This is a genomic window from Streptomyces sp. NPDC111520 (genome assembly GCF_055635295.1).
In genome coordinates, this window is the sequence record NZ_JBVKBW010000001.1 from 240,655 (window position 1) to 255,786 (window position 15,132).

The 15,132-nt window shown below is 74.1% G+C and carries 16 protein-coding genes; 8 read left to right on the forward strand and 8 right to left on the reverse strand.

Annotated elements, in window-relative coordinates:
- The first annotated feature begins 17 nt into the window (after positions 1–17).
- Together ACZ7MY_RS01055 and ACZ7MY_RS01060 are read left to right on the forward strand one after the other, a co-directional pair.
- The gene (locus ACZ7MY_RS01055) at positions 18–1,244 is read left to right on the forward strand and encodes a sensor histidine kinase (RefSeq protein ID WP_499598474.1); all 1,227 of its coding nucleotides are present in this window, start codon (positions 18–20) and stop codon (positions 1,242–1,244) included.
- Positions 1,241–1,855, forward strand: coding sequence for a response regulator (locus ACZ7MY_RS01060; protein ID WP_499598476.1), 615 nt, complete (start codon positions 1,241–1,243; stop codon positions 1,853–1,855). The genes ACZ7MY_RS01055 and ACZ7MY_RS01060 overlap by 4 nt, the downstream gene beginning before the upstream one ends.
- 845 nt (positions 1,856–2,700) lie before the next feature.
- Here the strand turns inward: ACZ7MY_RS01060 and ACZ7MY_RS01065 are convergent.
- From ACZ7MY_RS01065 to ACZ7MY_RS01075, 3 genes are read right to left on the reverse strand one after another with little or no spacing between them, the layout of a single operon-like run.
- Positions 2,701–3,537, reverse strand: a complete 837-nt coding sequence (locus ACZ7MY_RS01065; protein WP_499598479.1) for a GNAT family N-acetyltransferase — start codon at positions 3,535–3,537, stop codon at positions 2,701–2,703.
- Complete coding sequence (locus ACZ7MY_RS01070; protein ID WP_499598482.1) at positions 3,534–4,448, reverse strand: alpha/beta fold hydrolase; 915 nt, start codon at positions 4,446–4,448, stop codon at positions 3,534–3,536. The genes ACZ7MY_RS01065 and ACZ7MY_RS01070 overlap by 4 nt, the downstream gene beginning before the upstream one ends.
- Before the next feature lie 35 nt (positions 4,449–4,483).
- Entirely contained in the window at positions 4,484–5,464 is a 981-nt protein-coding gene (locus ACZ7MY_RS01075) for an RNA polymerase sigma factor (protein WP_499598484.1), read from the reverse strand.
- 113 nt (positions 5,465–5,577) lie between these two features.
- Here ACZ7MY_RS01075 and ACZ7MY_RS01080 point away from each other — a divergent pair, with 113 nt between their 5' ends.
- The 4 genes from ACZ7MY_RS01080 (at position 5,578) to ACZ7MY_RS01095 (ending at position 9,296) form a co-directional block, all read left to right on the forward strand.
- Complete coding sequence (locus ACZ7MY_RS01080) at positions 5,578–6,252, forward strand: class I SAM-dependent methyltransferase (RefSeq protein ID WP_499598487.1); 675 nt, start codon at positions 5,578–5,580, stop codon at positions 6,250–6,252.
- Positions 6,253–6,262: 10 nt separating this feature from the next.
- Positions 6,263–7,147: an N-acetylmuramoyl-L-alanine amidase gene (locus ACZ7MY_RS01085; RefSeq protein ID WP_499598489.1), complete on the forward strand. Its 885-nt coding sequence runs from the start codon at positions 6,263–6,265 to the stop codon at positions 7,145–7,147.
- 130 nt (positions 7,148–7,277) lie between these two features.
- Entirely contained in the window at positions 7,278–8,135 is an 858-nt protein-coding gene (locus ACZ7MY_RS01090) for a DUF5336 domain-containing protein (RefSeq protein WP_499598492.1), read from the forward strand.
- Positions 8,136–8,282: 147 nt separating this feature from the next.
- On the forward strand, positions 8,283–9,296 hold the full coding sequence (locus tag ACZ7MY_RS01095; RefSeq protein WP_499598495.1) for an LLM class F420-dependent oxidoreductase: 1,014 nt from the start codon (positions 8,283–8,285) through the stop codon (positions 9,294–9,296).
- On the opposite strand, the gene ACZ7MY_RS01100 is transcribed toward ACZ7MY_RS01095, so the two are convergent.
- Positions 9,283–9,819 (reverse strand): hypothetical protein, encoded by a 537-nt coding sequence (locus ACZ7MY_RS01100; protein ID WP_499598497.1) that lies wholly within the window; start codon positions 9,817–9,819, stop codon positions 9,283–9,285. The genes ACZ7MY_RS01095 and ACZ7MY_RS01100 overlap by 14 nt on opposite strands.
- A 142-nt stretch (positions 9,820–9,961) precedes the next feature.
- Here ACZ7MY_RS01100 and ACZ7MY_RS01105 point away from each other — a divergent pair, with 142 nt between their 5' ends.
- Positions 9,962–10,249 carry a hypothetical protein gene (locus ACZ7MY_RS01105; RefSeq protein WP_499598499.1) on the forward strand — a complete coding sequence of 96 codons (288 nt, stop codon included), beginning with the start codon at positions 9,962–9,964 and terminating at the stop codon, positions 10,247–10,249.
- Positions 10,250–10,256: 7 nt separating this feature from the next.
- Here the strand turns inward: ACZ7MY_RS01105 and ACZ7MY_RS01110 are convergent, their stop codons facing one another.
- From ACZ7MY_RS01110 to ACZ7MY_RS01120, 3 genes are read right to left on the reverse strand one after another with little or no spacing between them, the layout of a single operon-like run.
- Positions 10,257–11,360 (reverse strand): prenyltransferase/squalene oxidase repeat-containing protein, encoded by a 1,104-nt coding sequence (locus ACZ7MY_RS01110; RefSeq protein ID WP_499598501.1) that lies wholly within the window; start codon positions 11,358–11,360, stop codon positions 10,257–10,259.
- Entirely contained in the window at positions 11,357–12,094 is a 738-nt protein-coding gene (locus ACZ7MY_RS01115; protein WP_499598503.1) for a class I SAM-dependent methyltransferase, read from the reverse strand. Before ACZ7MY_RS01115 ends, ACZ7MY_RS01110 begins: the two co-directional genes overlap by 4 nt.
- Positions 12,088–13,413, reverse strand: a complete 1,326-nt coding sequence (locus ACZ7MY_RS01120) for a glycosyltransferase family 4 protein (RefSeq protein WP_499598505.1) — start codon at positions 13,411–13,413, stop codon at positions 12,088–12,090. The genes ACZ7MY_RS01115 and ACZ7MY_RS01120 overlap by 7 nt, the downstream gene beginning before the upstream one ends.
- A gap of 844 nt (positions 13,414–14,257) precedes the next feature.
- Here ACZ7MY_RS01120 and ACZ7MY_RS01125 point away from each other — a divergent pair.
- Positions 14,258–14,881 (forward strand): TetR family transcriptional regulator, encoded by a 624-nt coding sequence (locus ACZ7MY_RS01125; RefSeq protein WP_499598508.1) that lies wholly within the window; start codon positions 14,258–14,260, stop codon positions 14,879–14,881.
- Between the two features lie 14 nt (positions 14,882–14,895).
- Here ACZ7MY_RS01125 and ACZ7MY_RS01130 read toward each other — a convergent pair whose 3' ends face one another.
- The gene (locus ACZ7MY_RS01130; RefSeq protein WP_499598511.1) at positions 14,896–15,129 is read right to left on the reverse strand and encodes a ferredoxin; all 234 of its coding nucleotides are present in this window, start codon (positions 15,127–15,129) and stop codon (positions 14,896–14,898) included.
- Positions 15,130–15,132: the final 3 nt, after the last annotated feature.

Below are 15,132 nucleotides of genomic sequence, written 5' to 3' on the forward strand. Positions count from 1 at the left end.
AGGAGGTGGCGACGGCCATGGCCATCAGCACGGAACCCCGGCGCCCGCTGCCGGCACGGCTCCTCCACCACTGGCGGCAGCTGCGGGTGACCCGGCCCTTCGCCGAGGAGATCGAGGACCTCAAGCCCCCGACCCGGTTCACCTTCCTGCCCTGGCTGCTGATGGGCGTGGGCGCCCTGTCCCACCTCCTGCAGGGCAGGGCCGCCAACCCCTGGCTCGGCGGCCTCGGCCTGCTGGCCTTCAACTCCCTCTACATCGGCGTCGTCTTCACCTCCTTCGACCCGCGCACCGCCCGCGGCAAGGTGCCCCGGCGCTACCTCCTGGCGCTGGCCGCCGTCACCTACGCCCTCGCCATCGGCTACGGCGGCAGCTGGCTGGTGTTCTTCCCGCTGCTGTCGCTGGCCGTCGGGATCGTGGTGCGCGGCCGGCGGATGGGTCCCGTGCTGGTCGCCCTGGCGGTGTCCGCGGGGATCGTCTCCGGGATGCGCAGCGGCGACATCTGGGAGGGCGTCTCCATCGGGTACGGCAGCCTCATCTCCGGTCTGGTCACCGCCGCCATGCTCACCCTCTTCGACGCGGTGACCCAACTGCGGGCCACCCGCCAGGAACTGGCCCGCAACGCCGTCGCCGAGGAACGGCTGCGCTTCTCCCGCGACCTGCACGACCTGCTCGGGCACACCCTCTCCGTGGTCGTCGTCAAGGCGGAGGCCGCCCGCCGGCTCGCCCCGCGCGACCTGGAGGCCGCCCTCGCCCAGGTCGCCGACATCGAGGCGGTGGGACGCCAGGCGCTCACCGAGATCCGGGAGGCCGTCACCGGCTACCGCGAGGGCAGCCTCTCCACCGAACTGGACCGCGCCCGCTCGGCCCTGGCGGCCGCGGGGATCGAGGCCGTCGTCAAGGAGTCCGGCCCGCCGCTGCCCTCGCAGACCGAGGCCCTGCTCGGGTGGGTGGTGCGGGAGGGGGTGACCAACGTCGTACGGCACAGCGGGGCCGCCACCTGCGTCATCGAGCTCGCCGGCGCCGGCGGCCGGGTACGTCTGCGGATCACCGACGACGGCCGCGGCGTAGGCTCGGCCCCCGGATCCGGCCCGGGCTCCGGCTCCGGCTCCGGCTCCGGCTCGGGGCTGAAGGGGCTCACCGAACGGCTCGCCGCGGCGGGCGGCTCCCTCGGCACGGGCCCGGGCCCCGGGGGCGGGTTCCGCGTCGTCGCCGAACTGCCGGTGGAGGAGGAGCAGACCGCATGAGCGGCGTCATCAGGGTCCTGCTGGCCGAGGACCAGGGCATGATGCGCGGGGCGCTGTCCCTGCTGCTGAACCTGGAGGACGACATCGACGTCGTCGCACAGGTCGCCGCGGGCGACGGGATCGTCACCGCGGCGCTGGAGGCCCGGCCCGACGTCGCGCTGCTCGACATCGAACTCCCCGGCCGCAGCGGGCTCGACGCGGCGGCGGAACTGCGCGAGCGTCTCCCGGCCTGCAAGGTGCTCATCCTCACCACCTTCGGCCGCCCCGGCTACCTGCGCCGCGCGATGGAGGCCGGGGCGTCCGGCTTCCTGGTCAAGGACGGCCCCGTAGAGGACCTCGCCGCCGCGATCCGGCGCGTCCTCGCCGGTCACCGCGTGATCGACCCCGTCCTGGCCGCGGCCGCCCTCAGCACCGGGCCCAGCCCGCTGACGCCGCGCGAGCAGGACGTGCTCAACGCGGCGGCGGACGGGGCGACGGTGGCGGACATCGCGGCGCGGGTGCACCTGTCGGAGTCGACGGTGCGGAACTACCTGTCGTCCGCCATCGGCAAGACCGGCACCCGCAACCGGACGGAAGCCGTCCGCACCGCCCGCCACAACGGCTGGCTCTGACCCTCGCCCCGGGGCCCCCGTCGGTGTACGGCCCGCCGGACACCCCCTCCCGGCGGACGAAGTTGCCCCGTCTGCGCCCGGCAGCCATCGCGGTGCCCGGATCTCCGGCAAGACCCGCACTCCCGCACCGGACGAAGGACCCCGTCCGCCGCCGCCGACCACCGCCCCTCCCGGCGACCCGGCCCACGGCGCCCGGCAGTTCCGGGCCCGCTCACGCACTCTCCGGGCGGAGGAGCCCCGTCCACGCCCGGCAGCCGCTCGCAGGGGCCGGTTTTCCGGCAAGACCCGCATCCCCGCACCGGGCGAAGGCCCCAGGCCCCGCCGGCCACCGCCCCTCCTGGCGGACGAAGTTGCCCCGTCTGCGCCCGGCAGCCATCGCGGTGCCCGGATCTCCGGCAAGACCCACATCCCCCACCGAACGGAGGACCCGCCCGTCCCGGCCGGCCACCCCTCCCGGCGACCCGGCCCACGGCGCCGGGCAGTTCCGGGCCCGCTCACGCCCCCTCCGGACAGAGGAACCCCGTCCGTGTCCGGCAGCCGGTCGGCCGACGCAGGCTGGGATCTCGCCGTCAACCTGCGCCGCGACCGGATCCGGCCGTCGCCGGACCACTCCGTGCACGGGGTCGGCGCGACGGTGCCGGAGCCGCGGCACTGCGGGCACGGCCGGGAGGTTGCGAGACCTCCCCGCGGCATCGGCACACGTCACGGGTCCGCGCGACCGTGCGCGTCATCTCACTCCGCCCGCACCGGACGAAGGACCCCACCTGTGCCCGCGCCCCACCGCTGCCGGAGCACCCGCCGCCGGGCCGGCGCACGAAGCGAGCCGGCCCGGCGGCGCCGTACGGCTATCCGCGCCAGACCCAGGCGACCCGCTCGTACAGCGGCTCGAAGCCGGCGCGCAGCATGTTGTGCAGGGAGCTGTTGTGCTCGCCCGGGCCCTCCGCGCCGGTCTCGGCGACGAGCCAGCGGCAGCCCGCGTCGTGGGCGGCCCGGACGCGGGCCGTGAGCAGGGCCGACTGGGCGCCGCGGCCCCGCCATCCCGCCAGCGTCGCCCCGCCGAACATGCCGGCGCAGTCGCCGTTGAGGAAGACGCTGCCCACCGCGACGATCCGTTCGCCCTCCCAGACCGCGTACTGCCGCCAGTCCGGCCTGCCGACGCACGCCGCGGCCATGTCGGTCATGGCCGGCGTGGTGAAGCCGAAGGTCGTCATCATCACGGTCGCCCACTCGTGCGCCTGGTGGGGCTCGACGAGGCCGACGCGCAGCCCCGGGTCGAGCGCGGTGGCCCCGTCGACCGCGGCCAGGGCCGCCGGGACGTCGCAGCCGAGCTTGGCGAAGCGGGTGCCCTCGGTGAGGTCCCGCTTCCCGGCGATCGAGGCCCAGTCGGACGGCAGCAGCGACGGCGCGATCATGAGCGAGCCGACGGGCACGCCCTGGGCCCGGAAGAAGCCGCACACCTCGTCCACGGCGTCGGCCGTGACCGGTCCGGCGGAGCCGAATCCCCCGGCCCGGTTGAAGAAGCGGCTCGGGTCCTCGCGGACGGCCAGCGCGCGCACCGCGCCGAACCGCTGCGTGCCGATGCCCAGTGCCCCGTGCACGCCGGCCGGCGCTCCGGTCACGAAGTCGGCGTACGCCGCGATCTCCGTCTCCTCGGCCAGGCCGGTCGGCACCGTGGTCGTCATGCTGCGTTCTCCTTGTCCTGGGTGGTGACGAAGTCGCGCACCGCGGCCACGAACCTCTCCGGCTCCTCGATGTGCCCGAAGTGGCCGCTCGCGGTCAGCTCGCACAGCCGCGCCTGCGGTATCCCGACCTGCAGCTCGTACGCGAAGCCCGGCGGGCAGATGAAGTCGTGGGTGCCGACGATCACCAGGACCGGCGCCCCGATCGTGCCCAGCCGGTCGCGGACGTCCCATGCGGAGGGGCGCCGGTTCGGGTCGTGGGTGGCCCGGAGGGCGGGGACTGACCCGCTCCGCATCACCGTCCTGCGGTAGTCGGCGAAGTAGGCCGGCAGGACGGCCTCGAGGTAGCGCTCCATGGACACGTCGTCGGTGATCGCCGCCGTCCCCGCCACCCGGGCCCGCCACGCCCGCCCCGCCGCGGCCGCCTCGGGCCGGTCGGGCCATCGCTCGACGAAGGCGGCCATCTCCTCGGTCGCCTTCTCCATCAGTTCCGGCCCGTACACGGGCGCGGTGTCGTAGAGGATGAGCCCGTCGAGGCGGCCGGGGTGGTCGAGGGCGAACTGCAGCGCGACGAAGCCGCCGTGCGAGTGGCCGAGGAAGTAGGCGGTGGGCGCCCCGAGGTCGTCCAGTACGGCCGCGGCGAAGCGCGCGTAGCGGGACGTGGAGTAGTCCCCGTCCGGCAGCGGATCGCTGTCGCCCGAGCCGACGGGGTCCACGTGGACCATGGTCAGGTGCTGTTCCAGTGCGGGTACGCGCAGGTACTCCGGGTGCACACCGGGGCCTCCGGAGTGCACGAGGCACACCGGCCCGGCACCCCTGACCCGGTAGACCTGGCGCACGCCGTCGACGAGGACGGTCCGCACCTCGGCGGCGGCACGTGTGGGGTGCTCCGCCTCGTGAGGGATGACGTTCATGCCCACACGATGCGGCGGGCGGCGAAAAGGTTCGGTCAGTTCCCGTGATCGTTCGCGCGGGCTTCTTCCCGGCGGCGCCGCGGGTGGTACAGGCGCAGCCTGTCCCCGCCCCCGCCGTCGAGGAAGTGCACCCAGACCACGCCGGGCGGGCAGTGGAACGGGTCATCCGGGGGGCTGACGATGGCCGCCTCCCAGATGACGACCTCGCGGCTGGCCACCACGTTCAGCAGCTTCTGGCGGACGCCTTCGGAGACGTCGCGGCGGAAGGAGAACCCCAGGTAGTCGAGGTCGGTGCGCTTGCCGGTCGGCCACGTCACCTCCAGCTCGGGGGACCGCCAGCCGGCCCACGCCGAGGCGAGTTCGCCGCGGTGCGCCGCCAGCATGGTCTCCTCGGCCAGCCGACGGTGGCGCGCGGTGAGGGAGGCGGAGTCGTCGTGGACCCGGTCGCCGGCGGCCACCAGCGCGGCGGACAGGTTGGCGCGCGCCTGGCTCAGCCTGCTGCGCACGGTGCCGACGGGGATGCCGCAGAGCAGCGCGATCTCCTCGTAGGAGGTGACGTCGGTGAAGTAGCGCAGCATCGTCACCAGCCGCAGCCCGGGCGACAGGCCCTCCAGCGCGCCCCAGATCCAGTCCCGCAGCACGTGCCCGTCGAGCACGTCCGCCGGGTCGGGCGGGCCGCCCGAGCGGTCCATGGCGACGAATCCCTCGATCTCGGCCACGGGGACCGCCGACTTCCTGCGCAGCTGGGCTCGGCAGACGTTGCGGACCACCATCCGCAGCCAAGGGCCGGCGGCGTCCGGGTCGCGGAGGTCGCCGATGCGCCGCAGCGCGATGAGCGCCGCCTCCTGCACGGCGTCCTCGGCGTCCGGGCCGTGGCCCAGCACGGCGAGGGCGACCGCGTGCATGGCCGCCCGGTGCCTGGCGAGCAGCAGCCCCAGGGAACCCGCGTCACCGCACCGCGCGGCCCGCACCAGCTCGGTGTCGAGCGGTGCCCCGGCCCACAGCGGATCAGTCATGACGTGACCATTGAACCAGAACGTCCGGATCCGGGACCGGCCTCGCACCCGCCGGGCGCGACGCCGGCGCACCCCCGCCGAAGGGCACCGCGGCCGTACGGGACGATGGGGGCATGAGCACGCCACCCCCCGCAGCGGTCCCCGCGGACGCGCTGGCCGCGTTCGAGGCGGCCAAGGGCTTCATGCCCACCGATGAGGGCCTCGCCCTGCACGCGGCCGCCGCCGACGCCGCCGCCCGCCTCCCGGGCCTGCCGCTGCTGGAGGTCGGCACGTACTGCGGCCGCTCCACGATCCTGCTGGCCGCCGCCGCCCGCGAGGCCGGCACCGTCGCCGTCACCGTCGACCACCACCGCGGCAGCGAGGAGCAGCAGCCCGGCTGGGAGTACCACGACACCACCCTGGTCGACCCCGAGGTCGGCCTGATGGACACCCTGCCCACCTTCCGGCGCACCCTGCACGCCGCCGGGCTGGAGGAGCACGTGGTCGCGGTCGTCGGCCGTTCCCCGCAGGTCGCGGCGGTGTGGGGGAAGCCGCTGGCCCTGGTCTTCATCGACGGCGGGCACACCGACGAGCACGCGGGCAACGACTACGAGGGCTGGGTGCCGCACCTCGCGCAGGACGGCCTCCTGGTCATCCACGACGTCTTCGCGGACCCCGCCGACGGCGGCCAGGCACCCTGGCGGATCTACCGGCGGGCGCTGGAGTCGGGCGCGTTCACGGAACTGTCCGTGACCGGTTCACTGCACGTCCTCCGGCGTACGTGCGCCGGGGTCCGGGACGGCGGATAGCATCGCTGACGTGTTCAAGAGCAAAGGCCGCTCCACCGTGGTCGTCGTGGCCGCGCTGGTCCCGGCGTGCGCGGCCGCGTGGCTGGTGTGGGACGCCACGGGCGGACCGGACGACCCCGGACGCAACGGGGACCTGCCGCAGAGCGTGCGTCCGCACCGCTCGGCGGCGGCGTCCTCCGGACCGTCCTCGGCGGCACCGTCCGCCGGGTCCGCGAAGCCGCTCGCGGGGAAGGTCGTGGTGCTGGACCCGGGCCACAACACGCGCAACAGCCGTCACACGGCCGAGATCAACCGCCTGGTCGACATCGGCACCGCCCGCAAGGAGTGCGACACCACGGGCACCGCGACCAACGCGGGGTACGCCGAGGCCACGTTCACCCTGGACGTGTCCCGGCGCGCCCGGGCGCTGCTCGAAGCGCGGGGGGCGAAGGTGACGTTCACGCACGACGGCGACCGCGCCTACGGCCCCTGCATCGACGAGCGGGCCCGGACCGGCAACACGGCGAAGGCCGACGCGGTGGTGTCGGTGCACGGCGACGGCTCGGCGGCCGGCAACCGCGGCTTCCACGTGATCATGCCGGCCGCGGTGCACCGCGGCATCGCGGACACCCGGAAGATCAGCGGGCCGTCGAAACTGCTCGGCACCGCCCTCAAACGGCACTTCGCCGAGGAGACGGGCACCCGGCCGTCCAACTACATCGGCGGCGGCACCGGCCTGGACGTCCGCAGCGACCTCGGCGGACTCAACCTCAGCAGCCGGCCGAAGGTGTTGATCGAGTGCGGCAACATGCGCGACCCCAGGGACGCCGCGCTGATGACCAGCCCGGCCTGGCGGCAGCGGGCCGCGGAGGGCATCGCGGACGGCATCACCGCGTTCTTGGAAGACCGCGGGTGATCGGCCGGTGAGCATTGGGTCCCGATCGTGTCACCGAGGGGCGGACCGGTCCCACCCGGCGGCAACGGCCCTCATACGATGGGGAACCGCCCGGCGACAGCGACAACGAGACGACTGACAAGGACTCCTAGTGAATAACCGCTCCCTCACCCGAGGAGACGGCGCGGTGATCGGCGCGGCGCTGCTGCTGCTGATCGCCTCGTTCCTGAACTTCTACACGTTCAAGGGATGCAGCTCCGACGAGTGCGGAGCCAGCGCGTGGAAGAGCGAGCTGTTCCCGCTGCTGCCCTCGGTGCACCTCCTGGGCCTGATCGCCGCCGGCCTGTTCGTCGCCTCGCGGTTCCAGCCCGAGGGGCGCAAGCTGCTCGGCATCGGGCTGGCGCACTGGGGCGCGGTCCTCTCCGTGGCCGCCGCCTGGGACGCGCTGTGGTCGCTGTTCCACGGCAGCGAGGCCTTCGAGCTGGCCGCCGGCGCGTACCTCTCCTTCGTCGCCGCCGCGGCCCTCGCAGCCGCCATGCTGCTCACCCTGCAGGGCCTGCCCGTGCTGAAGGCGCCGCTGCTGCCCGCTCCGCGGCCGCAGCAGCCCCAGCAGGCGCAGCCGTACGGCGGCCAGCAGGGCCAGCCCTACCCGGGCGTGCAGCAGGGCGGCTACGGGTACCCGGGGCAGACCGGTGGTCAGGGCGCGCAGGCCGACCCGTCCTTCGGCGGCGGCCAGTACGGCTACCCGCAGGCCCAGCAGCAGCCGCAGGCCCAGCAGCCCCAGCAGCAGCCGCAGGCGCAGCCCTCCGCGGAGTTCGCGGCCTTCTGGTTCGCGGTGCCCGTGGCGCGTCCGCTGTACGCGGAAGACGGTTCGGGCCGGCAGATCGCCGAGCTGGCCCCCGGCACCTGGTACCTGGCGGTGGAGCAGCGCGGTTCCGCCCTGGTCGCGCAGACCCAGGACGGCCGCCGCGGCGTCCTCCAGGACGCCGGCGGCATCCAGCGCGGCTGATCCCCGCCGGAGCGCCACTCGCGCACGCACGCGACAGCCGTGCCCCGGGCCGTCCGGCCCGGGGCACGGCTGTCCGCTCTTCCGGGGCGGGGGCGCTTGCCGTACCGTACGGCTGACGTACCGTCAGCTCCGGTAGGAGGCGTGCGCATGCGGCTCGGACTGGCCCTCGGCTACTGGGGGCGCGGCCCCTCCTCCGGCCACCTGGCCCTGGCGCAGGAGGCCGAACGGCTCGGCTACGACTCGGTGTGGACGGCGGAGGCCTGGGGCTCGGACGCGTTCACCCCGCTCACCTGGATCGCCGCGCACACCAGCCGGATCCGGCTCGGCACCGGCATCGCCCAGATGGCCGCCCGCTCCCCCACCGCCACCGCCATGCACGCGCTGACCCTGGACCACCTCTCCGGCGGCCGGGTCATGCTGGGGCTCGGCCTGTCGGGGCCGCAGGTGGTGGAGGGCTGGTACGGCAGGCCGTTCCCGCGCAGTCCGCTGACCGCGACCCGGGAGTACGTGGACGTCGTGCGCCAGGTGCTGCGCCGCGAGGGCCCGGTGGCGATGGACGGGCGCTTCCACCCGCTGCCGTACGCGGGACCCGACGCGACCGGCCTCGGCCGGCCGCTCAAGCCGATCACCCATCCGCTGCGGGCCGCCCTGCCGGTCCTGCTGGGCGCCGAGGGCCCGAAGAACATCGCGCAGACCACCCGCATCGCCGACGGCTGGCTGCCGCTGTACTGGTCGCCGTTCCGCACGGACGTGTACGAGGTGTCACTGGCGGACGCGCCGAAGGACTTCATGATCGCCCCGATGGCGCGCGCCCAGGTGTGCGACGACCCGGCGGAGGGGCTGCTGCCGGTCAAGGCGATGCTCGGCTTCTATATCGGCGGGATGGGCGCGGCCACCCGCAACTTCCACGCCGACCTGATGGCCAGGATGGGCTACGCGGAGGAGGCCCGGCGCGTCCAGGAACTGTTCCTGGCCGGGCGGCGCGAGGAGGCGGTCGCGGCGGTGCCGGACGCCTTCGCCGACGAGATCTCGCTCGTCGGCCCGCGGGAGCGGATCGCGGAACGGCTGGAGGTGTGGCGGTCGGGCCCGGTGACCGACCTGCTGGTCACCGCGCCCGACCCGGCCACCCTGCGGGTGCTGGCCGAGCTCATCCGCCGCTGAGCTGGGACAGCGAGGGCACCTTGTCGGTGACCTTGGCGCCGGCGCCCTCGCCGGCCGACTTGACGCCGGTGATGGTGTCCTGGAAGGTGCCGACGATGTCGTCCGTGCCCTGGCCGCTGCGCAGCTTGGCCGGCAGGTCCTTGAGCGACTCGATGCCCGCGTTCAGCGGGGCCACCAGCTTGGCCAGGGTCGGATCGCCCTTGGCGTTCTCCGAGGCGGCCTTGAGCCGGTTGTAGGCGAAGGCCCCGGCCAGGCCCGCCTTCACCAAAGCCAGCTTGCGGCCCTCGGCGTCCTTCTTGAACTTGCCCTCGCGGTAGGGCTTGACGATCCACTGGTAGGTCGCGCCGGCGGCCAGTCCGGCGTTGGCGACGAAGCGCGTCTTGGCGAGCTTCTGCTTCTGCACGGAGGAGGTGGGGCTCGCGGTGCCGACGCTCGCGGTCTGCGGCGAGTCGCCGCCGCAGGCGGGGACGAGCATCAGCACGCCGCAGAGCAGGAGGGCGGTCAGGGCACGGCGCAAGGGCATGACGGTTCTCCCGGGGGGATGCGGTGCGTGATCGCATCCTCGCCCGGGCCCCCGGCACCGGCCACCGCACAGGGCCGTACGGGGCGTCAGGCGGGGGCCGGCCCCCACGTTTCAGTCCGCCGATCGGGGCAAGACGGCAGGTATGTCCAGACGATATCGCGGCAATCTGGCCGCCACGGTCATCATGGTGGCCGCGGACGTGGCGGCCTTCATCCTGGTCCTGTGGATCGTGCTGTGGATGCTCGACGCCAACCGGGCGAACGACCTCGTGGAGTGGATCCACGACGTCGCGTCCTGGCTCGGCGGCTGGGCCCACGACATCTTCGACACCGACTCCGCGTGGGCGCGCACCCTGCTGAACTACGGCCTGCCGGCGGCGGTCTACCTGGTCGTCGGCCACGCCGTGGCGGGTCGCGTCAACCGGGCCTGACGCCCGCTCACCGGCCGGCGCAGCACCCCGCCGCCCCGGGCACCAGCCCCAGCGGCAGCCTCTCACCCCCGAAGACCGCCGTCGTCGCCTCGTCCCCTCCCAGGGCGGCGACGGCGAGCAGCAGGGCCCCGGCCGTCCACGTGGTCCGTTCCCGGGGCCACACGGCGGGGCCGGTACCGGCCTCCTCGTCCGGCTCGAAGACGTACCCGGTCCAGTACATGCCGTCCTCGGCACGCAGGTGCCGGATCGCGCCGAGGACCTCCACGGCGCGGTCGGACTCGCCCATCGCCCACAGCGCGAGGGCGAGTTCGGCGCTCTCCCCGCCGGTCACCCACGGGTTGGGCACCACGCAGCGGACCCCGAGGCCGGGCACGACGAACTCGTCCCAGCGGGCCAGCAGGCGCTCCCGGGCGGCCTCCCCCCGCAGCACCCCGCCGAGGATCGGGTAGTACCAGTCCATGGAGTAGCGGTCCTTGTCCAGGAACCGCTCGGGGTGGTGCGCGACGGCGTGCCCGAGGGCGCCGGCGGCCAGCTCCCAGTCCGGCTGCGGGTCCTCGCGGTGCTCGGCGACGGCCAGCGCGCAGCGCAGCGCCTGGTACATCGACGAGCAGCCGGTCAGCAGCGCCTCCTGCGGGTACGACCCGTCGTCCTCGCGCTTCCAGGCGATCTGGCCGCCGGGCAGCTGCAGTTCCAGGACGTACTCGACGGCCGCGTACAGCACCGGCCACATGCGCTCCAGGAACGCGTCGTCGCCGGTGGAGAGGTAGTGGTGCCACACCCCGACGGCGACGTAGGCGCAGAAGTTGCTCTCCCGGCCCAGGTCGGTGGGCTCGCCCTCGGCGCCGTCGGCGAAGCCGTAGGCGGCGTACCAGGAACCGTCCGGGTTCTGCCGGCGGGCGAGCCAGGTGTAGGCGGCCTCCGCGTGCTCGTGCTCGCCGGCGGCGTCCATCGCCATGGCGGCCTCGACGTGGTCCCACGGGTCGAGGTGGCCGCCCTCGAACCACGGTACGGCGCCGTCCGGCCGCTGCACGGCGAGGATCCCGGCGACGGTCTGCGCGGCCTGCTCCGAGGTCAGGACGCCGGGCAGGACGAGGTGTTCGGTCCGCCTCACGCGTCGACGCCCGCCTTCGGGGTGTGCGGCTTGGTGGCGTAGGCGACGAAGCTCTTGCCGATCAGCGGGTTGAGCGCGTTCTCGGCGAGCCGGGTGGCCAGCGGCTTCTTCATGATGTCCCAGACCAGCAGCTTGTGGTACAGCTTCACCGGCAGGGCCTTGTCGTTGTCCACGCCGACCGCGCACTTGATCCACCAGTACGGGGAGTGCAGCGCGTGCGCGTGGTGGCTGCCGTACGGGCGCAGCCCCGCCTCGCGGATCCTGCCGAGCAGTTCGTCGGCCCGGTAGATGCGGATGTGGCCGCCCTCGACCTCGTGGTAGGCGTCGGACAGCGCCCAGCAGATCCTCTCCGGCAAGTAGCGCGGCACGGTGACGGCGATCAGCCCGCCCGGCTTGAGGACGCGCACCATCTCGGCGAGCACGCCCTTGTCGTCCGGGATGTGCTCCATGACCTCGGAGATGATGACGCGGTCGAAGGTGTCGTCGGGGAACGGCAGGCTCAGCGCGTCGCCCTCCATCGCCGTGGCGGTCGCCCCGGCCGGAGCCTCCCCGGCCTCCCTCATCGCGGCGAACCACTTGGCGACCTCGCGGATCTCGTCGCCGTTCCGGTCCAGGGCCACCACGTCCGCGCCGCGCCGGTAGCACTCGAAGGCGTGCCGGCCCGCGCCGCAGCCCAGGTCGAGCACGCGATCGCCCGGGGCGAGCGGGAAGCGGGAGAAGTCGACGGTCAGCACGTGGAGTCTGCTTTCGTCCGGGACGGTGACTGGACAGTGGGCCGCGGCCCCGCGGCGGCCTCGATCGCCGCACGGTACTGCTCGGCGGTGCCGATGGCGGCCCGCTCCCAGGTGAAGCGGGCCAGTACGCGTTCCCGGCCGGCCCGGCCGAGGCGGCGGCGCAGCTCCGAGTCGCGCAGCAGCCGGCCCAGCGCCGCGGCCAGCGCGCCCGGGTCCCCCGGCGCCACGGCCAGGCACGTCTCCCCGTCGGGCCCGGCGACCTCGGGGATGGCGCCGCCGGTGGTGGCGACCAGCGGCGTCCCGGTGGCCATGGCCTCGGCGGCCGGCAGCGAGAACCCCTCGTACAGCGACGGCACGCACGCCACCTGGGCGCCGCGCACCAGGTCGACCAGCTCCTCGTCGCTGATGCCCTTCACGAAGTCGACGGCGCCGCCGAGCCCGTACCGCTCGATGGCGGCGGCCACCGGGCCGTCGTCGGCCCGCTTGCCGACGACGACGAGGTGCGCGTCGGGGTGCTCGGTGCGCAGCTTCGCGAGGGCCTCCACGAGGTGGACCAGGCCCTTGAGCGGCACGTCGGCGCTGGACGTCGTCACGATCCGGCCCGGCACCTCGGGCACGGACGGGTCCGGCGAGAACAGCCGCGTGTCGGCGCCGATGTGCACCACGTGCACCCGGTCCTCACGCACCCCGAGGTGGTCGACGATCTCCTGACGGGAGCTGCCCGAGACGGTGAGCACGGACGGCAGCCGGCGCGAGACCCGCCGCTGCATCCGTGTGAAGCCGTACCAGCGGCGGACCGACGCCCGGCGCTTCCACCCCTGCGCGGCGTCGAGTTCGAGCCGCCGGTCCACGGTGATCGGGTGGTGGATGGTCGTCACCAGCGGCGCGCCGAGGGCGTCCGGGCCGCCGAGGAGGCCGTAGCCGAGGGTCTGGTTGTCGTGGATGACGTCGAAGGCCCCCCGCCGGGCGGCCAGGTGACGGCGGGCCCGCAGGCTGAACGTCAGCGGCTCCGGGAAGCCGCCGGTCCACATCGTGCCGACCTCCAGCGCGTCCACCCAGTCGCGGTACTCGCCGCGCTTCGGGGTGCGGAACGGGTCCGGCGAACGGTAGAGGTCCAGGCTCGGCAGCTCGGTGAGGCGCACCCCGTCACCGACCGCGTCGAGCACGGGGTAGGGCTGGGCACCGATCACTTCGACGCTGTGGCCGAGCCGGGCGAGTTCCCTCGACAGATGGCGCACGTACACGCCCTGGCCCCCGCAGAACGGGTTCCCCTTGTAGGTGAGCAGCGCGATCCGGAGCGGCCTGGCCTCTGCGGTCACTCACGGCCCCCTTCTCACTGCACTTCAGCGGGAGCGTAGCCGCCCGTGCCCGGGTAGAACAAGTTTCAGAATCGGTTACTCAGGAGTTGGCCCGAGAGCACGAAGATACCTGTAGCCGTGCGGGGGGTTCTGGCTGGTGCAGGTGATTCCCGCCACGCCGTCGTGGTGACCGTTGGGGGTTCTCCCACCCGCCCGCCCGATTGCCCCGGATGATTGGTGCGGGCCTCGCGCGGTTCGCGGTGGGCCGGGGTCGGGGCCTCCGGGGTGGGCATTCTGTACCGCATATTTATGTGCATGGCGGGCACCCGCTCTTGCCGCCCCGGATGCCGCACAACAAATACACGTCAGCGTCCAGAACGCCCACCCCTACGACCCCGCCCCCTCGGTCGGTTCGGCGACCGACGGCCGGTGGGGGGAGAGGGCGGTCCGGGGGCGCCGCACGCGCCTTACCGGACGCCCACACCATCCAGCCCCGATGCCGGCGGGTCGGCCGCGCCACCGGTGCGGGCACCCTGTCCGGTCCTGCGGCCGGGGGACCCTCTGCTGGGGACAGTTTCCAGCGGTGTGGGGAGGAGCGCACCCCATCACCCCCCTCCGGCCGTCATGCGCCCACACGACCGGAGGGGGTGTGGCGGGGTGCTCCCCCCGGCCGAAGGCTGGGGGGAGGGCGGGAGGGCGGGGGATGCCCGCCGCAGGCGCAAACAACCCGCACACAACAACCCGCCGCAAGGGGCACCCCGGGGCACCCCGCGGCACCGGACCCGCACAGACGCACCCCCCGCAGAAAGGGCCGCAGTACGCTGGGGGACGGTTCCGCACGGCGCACAGATTCGGATTGGGACAGATGACCGCAGCTCCTCAGCCGACGCCGCCCCCCGCGCCGCTGACGGAACGTCAGGAAGCCCGCCGCCGCCGCATCCTGCGCACCAGCGCCGAACTCGCCGTCCGGGGCGGCTTCGACGCCGTCCAGATGCGCGAGGTCGCCGAGCAGTCGAACGTCGCGCTCGGCACCCTCTACCGCTACTTCCCGTCCAAGATCCATCTGCTCGTCGCCACGATGCGCGACCAGCTGGAGCACCTCCACGAGGCCCTGCGCAAGCGCCCGCCCACCGCCTCCGCGCCCGCGGACCGCGTGGCGGAGACGCTGATGCGCGCGTTCCGCGCGATGCAGCGCGAGCCGCACCTCGCGGACGCCATGGTGCGGGCGCTGACGTTCGCCGACCGTTCGGTGAGCCCGGAGGTGGACGCCGTGTCGCGGCTGACGACCTCGATCGTCCTGGACGCGATGCGGCTGGACGGGCCGCCCGGGCCCGAGCTGCTGTCCGCGGTGCGCGTCATCGAGCACACCTGGCACTCGGCCCTGGTGACCTGGCTGTCCGGGCGCGCCTCGATCGCCCAGGTGAAGATCGACATCGAGACGGTGTGCCGGCTGATCGACCTCACCGATCCGCGCCGCGCGCAGCCCTGACCCCTGCGGACCGTTCACTCCTCGGGCGGGAAGACCGCCTCGCCGGAGGCGGCCAGCGTGATGCTGATCGCCTCCACCGGGCAGCCCTCCGCCGCCGCGAGCAGCGCCTCGGCCGCGTCGGTGTCCGGGGCGGCCGCGTGGGACTGCCGGGCGGAGTCGAGGGTGAAGCCGTCCGGGGCGGAGTTCACGCACATGCCCGAGCCGATGCACACCCCTCGGTCGACCTCGATGTGCCACCGGTCCCCCACCGG

What these genes read in the sequence shown, in the direction of transcription:
- ACZ7MY_RS01055 (WP_499598474.1), top strand. Translation starts at nt 18, where the DNA reads ATGGCCATCAGCACGGAACCCCGGCGCCCGCTGCCGGCACGGCTCCTC.
- ACZ7MY_RS01060 (WP_499598476.1), top strand. Translation starts at nt 1,241, where the DNA reads ATGAGCGGCGTCATCAGGGTCCTGCTGGCCGAGGACCAGGGCATGATG.
- ACZ7MY_RS01065 (WP_499598479.1), bottom strand. Translation starts at nt 3,537, where the DNA reads ATGACGACCACGGTGCCGACCGGCCTGGCCGAGGAGACGGAGATCGCG.
- ACZ7MY_RS01070 (WP_499598482.1), bottom strand. Translation starts at nt 4,448, where the DNA reads ATGAACGTCATCCCTCACGAGGCGGAGCACCCCACACGTGCCGCCGCC.
- ACZ7MY_RS01075 (WP_499598484.1), bottom strand. Translation starts at nt 5,464, where the DNA reads ATGACTGATCCGCTGTGGGCCGGGGCACCGCTCGACACCGAGCTGGTG.
- ACZ7MY_RS01080 (WP_499598487.1), top strand. Translation starts at nt 5,578, where the DNA reads ATGAGCACGCCACCCCCCGCAGCGGTCCCCGCGGACGCGCTGGCCGCG.
- ACZ7MY_RS01095 (WP_499598495.1), top strand. Translation starts at nt 8,283, where the DNA reads ATGCGGCTCGGACTGGCCCTCGGCTACTGGGGGCGCGGCCCCTCCTCC.
- ACZ7MY_RS01100 (WP_499598497.1), bottom strand. Translation starts at nt 9,819, where the DNA reads ATGCCCTTGCGCCGTGCCCTGACCGCCCTCCTGCTCTGCGGCGTGCTG.
- ACZ7MY_RS01105 (WP_499598499.1), top strand. Translation starts at nt 9,962, where the DNA reads ATGTCCAGACGATATCGCGGCAATCTGGCCGCCACGGTCATCATGGTG.
- ACZ7MY_RS01125 (WP_499598508.1), top strand. Translation starts at nt 14,258, where the DNA reads ATGACCGCAGCTCCTCAGCCGACGCCGCCCCCCGCGCCGCTGACGGAA.